This window comes from Idiomarina piscisalsi, assembly GCF_002211765.1.
GTDB lineage: Bacteria > Pseudomonadota > Gammaproteobacteria > Enterobacterales > Alteromonadaceae > Idiomarina > Idiomarina piscisalsi_A.
In genome coordinates this window covers 978,133-990,373 of record NZ_CP022133.1, presented here as the reverse complement: position 1 = coordinate 990,373, position 12,241 = coordinate 978,133, and the positions used below count along the sequence as shown (strand labels likewise).

Below are 12,241 nucleotides of genomic sequence, written 5' to 3'. Positions count from 1 at the left end.
GTCAGTTTATTTATCGTTTATATGTTTATCGTGCTCAGTTCGCCATTTCCACTCATTTTCAAGCGTTGCTGTCGGCTGCAACATGGCGAAGTCTAAATCTTCAATTTTGTCACCTGACTTCAAACGCTTAGGGAGATCAGGGTTTGCCAACGCCGCTTTAGCCACTGCCATCATAGCGTTCGGATAATGCGCGGCTACGTGTTCATAATTGGTCTGGTCAATTCCACCGTTAACTATCAACGGAATATCGCTGAATTCCTGCACAACTTCCGCCAGCGTCTTCGCACTGCCACCTTTAAATGGCTTACGATTTACGTCGGTGTCCGTTGTATGAATATAGTCTATTCCAGCCTCTTTCAAGGCTTTCACCAGCTTTATCATAGCGTCTTCGCCTTCCGGCCACTGGTAATCCGGGTCGGTCACCGTAATTTGGCCCAGGCGAATACCAACAATGAAATCATCTTTTGACGCTGCTTTCGCCGCTTTTGCAACCATTTCAACAAACTTAATACGCTTACCAATATTGCCACCCCATTGGTCTTCACGTTGGTTGAAATAGTCACTTAAAAATTCATTCAGCAAGTAACCATTGGCGGCATGCAGCTCAATACCGTCAAACCCTGCCTCTTCTGCGCGCTTCACGGCGCCAACGAAGCCTTGCATGACCGCATCGAAGTCGCTTTCGTCCATTGCTTTCACTTCTGGCCAGCCGTCAGTTTCACCATATAAACTCAATGGCTCACCTTTAGGCTGTACGGCACTTGGCGCGATCGGCGTGTCCGTATATTCATTGTGTTGGAACTGGGCGCCTGCGTGCATCAGCTGTAAAATAAATTTGCAGTCGTGCTCATGTACTTTTTCAACAATTTCTTTCCAGGCATCGGTTTGCGGTGCATCAGTAATACCCGGCTGATTAATATAGCCCTGGCTTGCCTGACGGTCGGTATAAACACCTTCACTGATAATCATACTCCAGCCACCTTTAGCGAACCGCTCGTAGTATTCACCCATAAGCTCGGTTGGCTTACCTTTTTTATCAGCACTGGTGCGGGTCATTGGCGCAACCACAAAGCGATTATCAAACTTGTGGCCTTTTAACTCGAAATCATCAAATGCAGAGCTCATACGGAATCCTTTTTTGTTAGGAACTAAACTATGACTTTGTGCATATTTACGGAGATTTCAAGGTGATTTGATCACTTTACCTATTTTTAACCGACAGAATCACCGCCGCTTTTTGCTTCTTGCCGCCATATCCAAAGGCTTTACTGAACGTTTTGACCGGTATCGGTAGGTATTGTCTTTCTGTCGGCGACTGCCACGGTAAGGTATCGTAATCTGGGTCATTAATATAAACAAAATCGTCGTCTGCGGCGCATATCAAAACCCAATGGGGTGCTCGAATACCGTCAAATAAATAGGTTGAAATAAGCGCCATGACCAACGACCCAGCCGCCAAGTCATGACACAACGACTCTAGTGTATAATCGCCTACGGATACGGCTACATTTCTCTCACGTAAATAGCCGATATCGACTTGCTGTATTCGTTCAATAACGGCTTTCTTCTGCTCATGCCTTACCGAGTCGACAAACAATGGCTGATCGGTATTCACCTCAACACGAACATTCAAGCCTCTTTTTAACGCGGCCCGAGCTAATCCATAAGGTCCGCAACCGCCGTGTCCAGAGGTCATATAAATCGTGGTTGCTTCGCGCCAAATTTCCAGCTCTTCAGATTGAGGGTCATGACTTGGGTAGCCAAAGTAATCGAGCGCCATTAATAAGCTTGCCGGCCCACAGGTAAACTCTGTCGACTGGGTTAACATAGGAACGTAGGTTTCGGTAGCGCCCACACCGGCATCTTCGCCGAGTTCATAGCGTGGCAGGAGTTTTTGCAGCACAAGCGCGTCACTCGACTGTGCCTGAGTCACCGGAAAGTAGGCTTCTCGCAACTCTATAGAGTGAAACCCATCACCAATAAGTAGCTTTTGAGCGACCTTATTAGACACCGCCACTTCGGTACGTAAAAATAGAGAATGCCGTTCGTCAGCTAATTCTTCACCTTTATGAAGCAATAAACGCCCGTAGCCTTTATGACGATAACGTTCACTGACCACCAGCGCATACAAACGAGCCAAGTTGGTGTTGTTGCGATACAACACCACAACATAACCTTCGACGTTGCCGTTCACTTCAAGTACAAAAAAGTCGGCCGTTTCCGACTCAATAAAACGGCGGAAGCTACGTTTGCTGATAGCATCTTCAGGGTAGGTTTTCGCTTCTAGCGTTGCCACGGCATCCAGATGAAGCGATTGAGCACAGGTTATTTTATAGCTTTGAGAAGCCATACTTAGAGCGCACCTCGTAATAAAGTTCCTGAGCTAATAACCTCAGGCTTCAGACTACCTTTTGTACCACAAATCGTGTTAAACTTGCGCGCAAATTTTTTGCCTGTCGGGATAATTCTGTGAGCGATAACAAACCTTCTTTAAGTTACAAAGACGCGGGCGTCGATATTGACGCTGGTAATGCATTGGTTGACCGTATCAAGGGCGTGACGAAACGCACGCATCGACCAGAAGTAATGGGTAACATTGGTGGGTTTGGCGCACTTTGTGAAATTCCAGCAGGATACAAGCAACCCGTTTTAGTCTCAGGTACGGACGGTGTTGGTACAAAATTACGTTTAGCTATTGACCTTAAACGCCATCGCGGTGTCGGCATCGACTTAGTCGCGATGTGTGTTAACGACCTTATTGTGCAAGGCGCAGAGCCGCTGTTTTTCCTAGACTATTACGCAACAGGAAAACTGGATGTTGAGGTTGCTGCTGACGTCGTCGCAGGCATTGGTGACGGCTGTGAACAGTCAGGCTGCGCACTTATCGGCGGAGAAACGGCAGAAATGCCGGGCATGTACGAACATGGCGACTACGACTTAGCGGGCTTTTGTACTGGGGTTGTCGAAAAGTCAGACATTATCGACGGCACCAAAGTTGCTGACGGCGATGCCTTAATTGCACTGGCGTCAAGCGGCCCGCACTCAAACGGCTACTCACTGATTCGTAAGATTATTGAAGTAAGTGGTGCCGACTTAGAGTCTCACCTACAAGGCAAAACGCTAGCGGATCATTTATTAGAGCCTACTCGCATTTATGTTAAGTCGGTGCTTGAACTGATTAAGCATGTTCCTGTGCATGCCTTGTCACACATTACCGGTGGCGGCTTCTGGGAAAACATTCCACGAGTCCTTCCAAAGGGCAGTAAAGCCGTTATTGACGGTAACAGCTGGGACTGGCCAGTTATTTTTGACTGGTTGAAAGACAACGGCAACGTCAGTATGAAAGAAATGTACCGCACTTTTAACTGCGGTGTGGGTATGGTTATTGCCGTGCCTAATGACCAAGCCGATAAAGCCATTCAGATACTGACCGACGCTGGCGAAGATGCGTGGAAAATCGGCCGCATAGCCAATGCGTCGGAAGGTGAAGAGCAAGTCGATATTCTGGCCGACGAGACGCACTAATGAAACGCATTGTTGTACTGATATCAGGCACCGGCAGTAATATGCAGGCCATTCAACAAGCCTGTGAAGAGGGTAAAGTTGCCGGTGAAGTGGTTGCGGTCATTTCTAATAAAGCTTCCGCGAAAGGTCTGGAAAAAGCCGCAGCCAAGGGTATTAGCACGGAAGTGCTGAGCCACAGAGAATTTGATTCACGCGAGGCTTACGATGCTGAACTTAAAGCGTTAATTGATAGTTACCAGCCCGATTTAGTCGTCTTAGCTGGCTTTATGCGCATACTGACCGGTGACTTCACTCGTCATTACGAAGGTCGCATGTTCAACATCCACCCTTCTCTTTTGCCGAAATACAAAGGTGTAAATACCCATCAACGGGCATTAGATGCTGGCGACACCGAGCATGGCGTAAGCGTCCATTTCGTCACCGAAGAACTCGATGGCGGTCCAGTCGTATTGCAAGCCAAAGTACCTATTTTTGAAGGCGACACAGTCGACGAAGTTCAAGCCCGAGTGCACGAACAAGAGCACCGTATTTATCCACTCGTGGTCAACTGGTTCTGCCAGGAGCGCGTAAAACTCGAAGGCGGCCGCGTTACTTTAGACGGTGAAGTCTTGGGCGCTCAGGGCTACGCCTCGGAGTAAATTGATCACATATCTAAACTTCTCAAAGACATGGTGGCTTGTTCGTCACCTTCTTTGAATTGCTGCATTTTAACCATCACGTAGTTTAATTCGGGGGCAAACCAAAAAAACGTCTGGCGGCGGTTATTGTCGCGAACGCGACCTACTTTTATCGCTTCAACTTCTCCATATGGCAAGGACAGAACCTGACTCTCGGCCATCACTCTGAAACGGTACTCGTCTTCTTCACCTTTCTCATTAACCACCCGGTATTTAAACTGCTCTGCTCCACCCGCTACATCAATGCGTAACTGTTCAATGACATTCGCTTCATCAAACAACGCATTTTCCCAATTTATATCCAGCATACGACCGGTATCGACATTGCGGACCTTCTTATCATCTGCTCGGAATTCACCATGAAAAGACTTGTCTGATCCGGTTCCCGTACGCATGTAAATAAACTCGCGGGGCTCCAGTCGGTTATTTTCATCATCCACAATAAAGACAGACCGAGCTTCTCTTGTGTCCGACAAAATGAACCAGGAAATGTCAGATTTTGTGCGCAACTGCCACTCGTTGTCAGGCGACACTTCTAAGTATCGATAGCCCTCACCATATTCACTATCGCCACGTGTAATAACGTAGTTTGCTTCATACGGTTTCATGGTATCGTTAATGCCCTGAGTTGCTTTTGCCGTATCGTCTGCGTGAACTGGCGCAAGCTGAGAGAAACTCAGTACAGTGGAAGCCATTAAAAAATACATTGTCCGTTTTAACATCACTACTCCATTCACCGTGACAACTGGATACTTACATTGACAGAAAATTCAAACGCGCGTTCAAATTTTTCTTGAAAATAATGTCTGGTTGATCTAACTTGCACAGTATAACTGGTCAGACCTCCAAATCGGAGTATTACACTATGAGTATTGCACTTTGGATTATCGCTACCGTTATTGTTGCGGCAGCTCTCATTTACAAGCGCGCTAGCCTACTGTTATTCAGCGTGGGCATGGTCGCTATGTTTGCTATTGGTAACGTACTGGAAATTGTCGGCCCTGTGCTGTGGACAATTCTTGCCGTTATCTTAATTCCTCTTAATTTAGCACCCGTTCGCATGAACTTGCTAACTAAGCCAATTCTTAAAGCGTACCGCAAAGTCATGCCAGAAATGTCTGACACCGAGCGCGATGCGTTGGAAGCCGGTACAGTTTGGTGGGACGGCGACTTATTCAGCGGCGATCCTGACTGGAAAAAGCTATTAGATGTGCCAAAAGCAGAATTAACCGCAGAAGAGCAAGCGTTTTTAGATGGTCCATGCGAAGAAGTCTGCAAAATGCTGGATGATTGGGAAGTCACGCATGAGCTAACCGATATGCCTGAGCACGTATGGCAGTATCTGAAGGACAATAAGTTCTTCGCGATGATCATCAAAAAAGAATACGGTGGTCTGGAGTTTTCGGCGTACGCTCAGTCTCGCGTTCTGCAGAAGCTTGCCGGTGTTAGTACGGTTTTAGCCTCGACGGTCGGTGTACCTAACTCATTAGGCCCGGGCGAGTTGCTTCAGCACTATGGTACCAAAGAGCAGCAGGATCATTACCTGCCACGCCTGGCAAGTGGTGACGAAATTCCGTGTTTCGCATTAACCAGCCCGGAAGCAGGTTCTGACGCCGGAGCGATTCCTGACTCAGGTGTTGTCTGTAAAGGCGAGTGGAACGGCGAAGAAATCGTTGGTATTAAGCTGAACTTCAATAAGCGCTATATCACACTGGCGCCGGTTGCGACCGTATTAGGTCTGGCTTTCAAAATGTACGATCCTGACGGCTTAATCGGCGAAGAAAAAGAACTGGGCATTACCTGTGCACTGATTCCTCGTGACACCAAAGGCGTTGAAATTGGTCGTCGTCACTTCCCGCTGAACGTACCGTTCCAGAATGGTCCGATTCGCGGCAATGATGTATTCGTACCGTTAGACTATATTATTGGCGGTCAGAAAAATGCCGGTAAAGGCTGGCGTATGCTGGTTGAGTGTTTATCCGTAGGCCGCTCTATTACTCTGCCATCAAACAGTGCCGGTGGTATTAAATCTATTGCTCTGGCGACCGGTGCGTACTCACGCATTCGTCGTCAATTCAAGCTACCGATTGGTAAAATGGAAGGTGTTGAAGAGCCAATGGCTCGCATCGCAGGTAACGCATATCTAATGGACGCGGTGACGACTCTGTCCACCAAAGGTATCGACTTGGGTGAGAAGCCTTCCGTTATCGGTGCTATCGCTAAATACCACATGACTGAGAAATTGCGCGCCTGCATGGACGACGCGATGGATATTCATGGCGGTAAAGGCATCTGTTTAGGTCCAAATAACTACTTAGGTCGTGGTTACCAGGGCGTACCGGTTGCCATTACCGTTGAAGGCGCGAACATTCTGACTCGTAACATGATGATTTACGGTCAGGGCGCCATTCGCTGCCATCCTTACGTATTAAAAGAAATGGAAGCGTCAGCAGAGCAAGGCCTTGAAGCGCTTAAGAAGTTCGATAACGCCTTGTTTGGTCATATCGGTTTTGCCGCAAGCAACTTTATGCGCTCAGTGTTTTACGGCTTTGGTGGTCATCGCTTAAGTTCAGTGCCTGTAAGCGGTCCTGCACGTAAGTACTACCAGCAAATGAACCGTTTCAGTGCCAACATGGCATTGCTGTCTGACGTCGCTATGGGCGTGCTTGGTGGCAGCCTGAAGCGTAAAGAGCGTGTATCGGCCCGCTTAGGCGATATGTTGAGCTACCTATACATTGGCTCTGCAATTTTGAAACGTTTCCATGATGAAGGGCAAATTAAAGAAGACTTGCCACTGATGCATTGGGCTATGCAGGATACCTTGCACAAGCTTCAGGAAGCTCAACTGTCTATGTTGGATAACTTTGGTGGTGTTGGCTCTGTCATGCGCGCCATTATGTTCCCGCTGGGTCGCATTGCGAAGCGTCCAAGCGACAAGAACGATCACAAAATTGCGCGTATGCTGATGTCTCCAAATGATGTTCGCACTCGTCTGGGTAAAGGTCAGTTCCTGAGCCCTGAAGGTCACTTTGGTTTCTTAGAGGAAACACTGCAAAACGTCATTGCTGCCGAGCCACTGTACGACAAAGTTTGCAAGGCAGCCGGTAAACGTTTCAGCTTTACTCAGTTAGATCAGATTGCCGCTAAAGGTAGAGAATTGGGCGTACTAAGCGATGACGAAGTCGCCCTTCTGGAAAAAACGGAAGAAGGCCGTTTACGTACTATCAATGTTGACGACTTTGCGCCGGAAGACTTACTAGCGGGTAAAGCGGCGTTTGATTATGCGCTGAAAAACTTGAAAGAGAGTGACGCAGCTTAAAACGTTAAGCACTCGAAAACCAATAAGGCGACTCTGTTTTGCAGAGTCGCCTTTTTTTTATGCTAGAATTCGGTGCTGATTTTTAAATTATGACGTTAAAATAATAAAGGCGAAAGCTATGCAGTCTTCCAATAATGGCTATTCAGAGACAAGTAAGCGCGGCTGGTTTACCCGATTCCTCGATATGGTTGAATGGTTAGGCAACTTGTTGCCTCACCCTATCACCTTATTCGCAATTTTTTGTTTACTGGTTATTGTTGCCAGCGGTGTGGCCGCCTATTTTGGCGTTAGCGCTATTGACCCTCGCGACGGCGAAACGGTCATTCAGGCGGTTAGTCTTTTAAATGCCGAAGGCATACAAAAAATTGTGACAAACCTGGTCACTAACTTTACTGGTTTTACGCCATTGGGAACGGTGCTTGTCGCTTTATTAGGTGTTGGTGTGGCTGAGCGTTCCGGGCTGATTTCTGCGGCTATGCGTGGCTTGGTTATGAAAGCCCCGCCTAAGCTTATTACGGTGACGGTCGTTTTTGCGGGCGTTATTTCGAATACCGCATCAGAGTTAGGTTATGTTGTTCTCGTACCTTTAGCGGCTATGATCTTCTATGGCCTGGGTCGCCACCCACTCGCTGGTCTGGCAGCCGCGTTCGCTGGCGTTTCGGCGGGCTATAGCGCCAATTTATTAATAGGTACCGTTGACCCATTACTTTCCGGCATCACTCAGGAAGCAGCAAAAATAGTCGACGAAAACTATACCGTGGGCGCTGAAGCCAACTGGTATTTTATGATGATAAGTACCTTCCTTATTGCCATTATGGGTGCGGTAATTACCGACAAAATCGTTGAACCTAAGCTGGGTAAATACAATAAGGACGAAGCGTCCATTGATTTATCCGATCAGTCATCGATGGAACCACTCAATATTATGGAGAAACGCGGTTTGAAGCTGGCCGGCGTAAGCGCGTTAGTCCTAGCTGGTATTCTTGCATTAACAGTGGTACCTGAATGGGGTATTCTTCGCCACCCTGAAACCGGTGATGTGAAAGGCTCTCCGTTCTTAAAAGGCGTTGTGGTTTACATTTTCTTCTTCTTCGCCATTCCAGGTTTCGTTTATGGTCGAGTCGTAAACACCATGAAAAACGACCGTGACGTCATTGATGCGATGTCGCACAGCATGGGCACCATGGGTATGTATATCGTGCTGGTCTTCTTCGCCGCTCAGTTCGTTAACTTCTTTAAATGGACCAACTTTGGCACCATTTTCGCTATCAATGGCGCGGAGTTTTTAACCAACATCGGCATGACTGGACCACTCATTTTTGTGTTTTTCATTATGGTCTGCGGATTTGTAAACCTAATGCTGGGCTCAGCGTCCGCGCAATGGGCCATCACTGCCCCAATTTTCGTACCTATGCTGATGCTTATTGGTTACTCACCAGAAGTGATTCAAGCGGCTTATCGTATCGGAGACTCGGTCACTAACGTGATAACGCCCATGATGAGTTACTTTGGTTTAATACTGGCTGTTGCTGCCCGCTATAAGCAAAACTTAGGTATTGGCACATTGGTCGCTATGATGCTGCCTTACTCAATGATTTTCTTCTTAGGATGGACCGTGTTGTTCTTTATTTGGGTATTTGGCTTTGGACTACCGGTTGGTCCGGCAGCCCCCACCTATTACGGATAACTTGTTATTCTGGCCGGCGCATTACACGGTACGCTAGTACTGCTAATAAGCCGGCCACGCCTATTACCCATGCCATTGCGTAGTCCGTGAAGCCCCCCGCTTGGCTCACACCGGCTGACACTAAACCTGCAATTAAGAACTGTAAACTTCCGGTAACCGCAGACGCTGAACCAGCGCGCTCCTGTTGCTCCGCTAGGGCACCTGCCATAGCATTCGGAAAGACCAAACCCAGCGTTGAAATATAAGCGAATAAAGGCAGTAAAATGCCCCAAAAGCTGGCATTAATATAGGCCATGACACACATAACGGTCGAAACAATTGCCAGTATTGGCAAAGAAACATTCAATATTTTCCGGGAAGAATAGTACTTCAATAACCAGCCATTTAACTGAGAAAAGCCGATAATACCAATGGCATTGACACCAAATAGCCAACTGTAATGCGTCGGATCCAGCCCAAAAATTTCAATAAACATTTTCGGTGAGCCGGTAATGTAAGCAAATAATCCGGACTGGGCGATAGCACCGGTAAGAGAATAGCGCAAGAAGGAAGGGTCTCTGAATACCGCCCAGTAAGTAGTGCCGGTATGGCGCATACGCACGTCATAACGGCGACCGCGAGTTTCCGGCAGCACAAAGTGAATTGTCACTGCGGAAGCGACACCTAAAGCAGCGACAATGAGAAACAGAGCTCGCCACCCCATCCATTCGGTAATATAAGCACCGAACAATGGCGCCAATATAGGCGCAACCCCCATGACAAGAATTAAAAACGAGAAGACTCGTGCTGACGCTTGCGGTGTATAGAGATCACGCACGACAGCTCGGGCAATGACAATACCTGCACAAGCGCCTATCGCCTGGAAAAAACGCAGCACAATCAACCACTGAATATCTGGGGCATAAGCGCACGCAATAGAGGTCAACACATAGATGGCCAAGCCGATATAAAGCGGGTTTTTGCGACCAAACTTATCCGTTGCCGTGCCGTACAGTAGTTGCCCGATAAACAAGCCAAAGAAAAACGCAGTCAGTGATAATTCAACATGATGCGTGTCGGTCGCGTAGTCACTGGCAATCGCGCTAAACGCCGGCAAGTACATATCAATAGACAGCGGCGCAAACGCCGTAAGTAACGCCAGAATGACAACAATAAAATCGAATCTGGCGTTATCGGAGACCGGTCTTGGCTCAAATGAATGAGCCACTATTTACCCTCTAAAGGGGTGTAGGATTGAGTCGCGAACTCATCAGGCCGCTGCAAGACTTCCTGCGCTCGCGCGTAATTAACTAACGACTGGGCATAGTCTATGCCAGTATTACGGGCGCGGCCTCGCTCACTGACACGATAAAATGTGTCCCAGCCATCCTGACCACCGGCAATAAAACTATTCGTCACCAGAATATAAGTGGCTCGCGCCGACATCGGCTGCCAACTCCGGCTGCCTTTATCCCACACTTCCAGGTCCGATACGCGGGAACCGGTTTCTTCGGTTAAATCGACTGAGTAGCGAATACCAGCCCCGTATGGGTATGCTCCCTGGGAGCCACCATCGGAAACGGCATAGGCTAAGGCTTCTTCCATTGCCTGCTTAAACTCGGAGCCTGTCAGCTCTAATTTCACTAAGGTATTTGCAAACGGTAATACGGTAAAGGCATCACCCACCGTAAAGTCGCCTTCGGCAATGTCAGAACGAACTCCGCCACCATTTTGAATCGCAAAGTCGGCTTCCGGTACCGAGTGTAGAAACGCTTCAGCCACCACTCGGTGAGCGCCTGAGCTGATTACCTGCGCACAGCCAGGCCGACGGTTTCTATCAACTTGCTGAGAGCAAATTTGCTGAGGCACATCTGCAATAACTTCTGCTGAAAAATCGTCAACTTTGCTTCGATAGTCTTCTAATATGGACTGAAGCTCGGCATCGGGTTCAACGAAGCTGTAAACACCACTCTCTTTTAACGCAGTTTTAATCGGTTCATAGGTCGTCACAATACCGTCAGATACCTGAATGTCTTCGCCCAATAAATAATGAGGCCGACCGCCGCACTCGGCTATTTTGTCGCCATCAAATGTTGCTTTTAACTCGCCCACCACCAACGAATATTGATACGCATGAGCAACGCAGACCTTTTCGCCGTTTACATTGGTAAGCTCTGTCGGATAAGGACCAGCGGCGGTCATTCCAAATTCACTAAAGTCGCCCAGTAAAGTATGTGAATCTCCACCAACGACAACATCAACCCCCGGCAGCTGTTGAACCAGTTCCATGTCACGCTCATATTGGATGTGCGTCAACAAAACAATTTTTTCAACGCCCTGCTGCTGAACCTCAGCAATGTATTTTTGTGCCGTTTCAAGTTCGTCTAAAAACTCAGTACTTTTATCCGGCTGTGAAGATTTTTTGGTTTTACTGGCAATGGTTAAACCAATAATCGCCACCTCTTCACCACCACGCTTAACAATGGTGTAAGGCTTAAACATTTGCCATTGATTATCTGGCGTCAGCGGTGACTGACCCACTTCGGGTTGTATATTCGCACTCAGTTTGGCCGTCTGACACTGAGGTGATCCTAACTGCTGTAAGAACTTGGCAAGACCGGCGTCCCCCGTGTCAAACTCGTGGTTGCCTATGGTAAACGCATCGAAGCAAACGTTATTCATCATGCGGGCGTCGGCTTCACTACCAAACAAGGTAAAATACAAGCTGCCGGTTACCGCGTCTCCGGCATGCAGGGTAAGAACATGATCATTAGCGGCTCTTAGCGCTTTTATCTGCGCGCCAATACGAGGAAAACCACCGGCTTCTACCTGCCAATCCTGGTCAGCCCATACCAGCGTTTGCTGCTTTGCGTCTAGCGTTGAGTGGTGGTCGTTGACATGCAACACCGTCAGCTCAAAATTTTCGCTTTTGGGCATTGGTTCAGGTGCAGACGCACAACTGAGCACGGCCGCCGAGCCGAAAACGATAGTCATACCACGCGCTAGCTGACTGAAAAGACGCTTGTTCTTATTCACCTGCATACTCCTTCGTGT

General features: G+C 48.0%; 9 protein-coding genes. 4 read left to right on the top strand and 5 right to left on the bottom strand.

Annotation, left to right across the window (positions count from 1 at the left end):
* Positions 1-6 precede the first annotated feature (6 nt).
* Both CEW91_RS04765 and CEW91_RS04760 read right to left on the bottom strand, forming a co-directional pair.
* Positions 7-1,125, bottom strand: a complete 1,119-nt coding sequence (locus CEW91_RS04765; protein WP_088767895.1) for an NADH:flavin oxidoreductase — start codon at positions 1,123-1,125, stop codon at positions 7-9.
* A 76-nt stretch (positions 1,126-1,201) separates the two neighbouring features.
* Positions 1,202-2,350, bottom strand: a complete 1,149-nt coding sequence (locus tag CEW91_RS04760; RefSeq protein WP_088767894.1) for a peptidase C39 family protein — start codon at positions 2,348-2,350, stop codon at positions 1,202-1,204.
* 119 nt (positions 2,351-2,469) lie between these two features.
* Here CEW91_RS04760 and purM point away from each other — a divergent pair, with 119 nt between their 5' ends.
* Together purM and purN are read left to right on the top strand one after the other, a co-directional pair.
* Complete coding sequence (gene purM, locus CEW91_RS04755) at positions 2,470-3,525, top strand: phosphoribosylformylglycinamidine cyclo-ligase (RefSeq protein ID WP_088767893.1); 1,056 nt, start codon at positions 2,470-2,472, stop codon at positions 3,523-3,525.
* Positions 3,525-4,163: a phosphoribosylglycinamide formyltransferase gene (purN, locus tag CEW91_RS04750; RefSeq protein ID WP_088767892.1), complete on the top strand. Its 639-nt coding sequence runs from the start codon at positions 3,525-3,527 to the stop codon at positions 4,161-4,163. Before purM ends, purN begins: the two co-directional genes overlap by 1 nt.
* Before the next feature lie 5 nt (positions 4,164-4,168).
* Here purN and CEW91_RS04745 read toward each other — a convergent pair whose 3' ends face one another.
* Positions 4,169-4,924: a DUF3108 domain-containing protein gene (locus CEW91_RS04745; protein ID WP_088767891.1), complete on the bottom strand. Its 756-nt coding sequence runs from the start codon at positions 4,922-4,924 to the stop codon at positions 4,169-4,171.
* A 143-nt stretch (positions 4,925-5,067) separates the two neighbouring features.
* Here CEW91_RS04745 and fadE point away from each other — a divergent pair, with 143 nt between their 5' ends.
* Both fadE and CEW91_RS04735 read left to right on the top strand, forming a co-directional pair.
* Positions 5,068-7,521 (top strand): acyl-CoA dehydrogenase FadE, encoded by a 2,454-nt coding sequence (fadE, locus tag CEW91_RS04740; RefSeq protein ID WP_088767890.1) that lies wholly within the window; start codon positions 5,068-5,070, stop codon positions 7,519-7,521.
* Between the two features lie 118 nt (positions 7,522-7,639).
* Positions 7,640-9,208, top strand: coding sequence for an AbgT family transporter (locus tag CEW91_RS04735; RefSeq protein WP_088767889.1), 1,569 nt, complete (start codon positions 7,640-7,642; stop codon positions 9,206-9,208).
* Positions 9,209-9,212: 4 nt separating this feature from the next.
* Here the strand turns inward: CEW91_RS04735 and CEW91_RS04730 are convergent, their stop codons facing one another.
* On the bottom strand, positions 9,213-10,415 hold the full coding sequence (locus tag CEW91_RS04730; protein WP_088767888.1) for a multidrug effflux MFS transporter: 1,203 nt from the start codon (positions 10,413-10,415) through the stop codon (positions 9,213-9,215).
* Positions 10,415-12,223 (bottom strand): bifunctional metallophosphatase/5'-nucleotidase, encoded by a 1,809-nt coding sequence (locus CEW91_RS04725; protein WP_232507028.1) that lies wholly within the window; start codon positions 12,221-12,223, stop codon positions 10,415-10,417. The genes CEW91_RS04730 and CEW91_RS04725 overlap by 1 nt, the downstream gene beginning before the upstream one ends.
* Positions 12,224-12,241 lie beyond the last annotated feature (18 nt).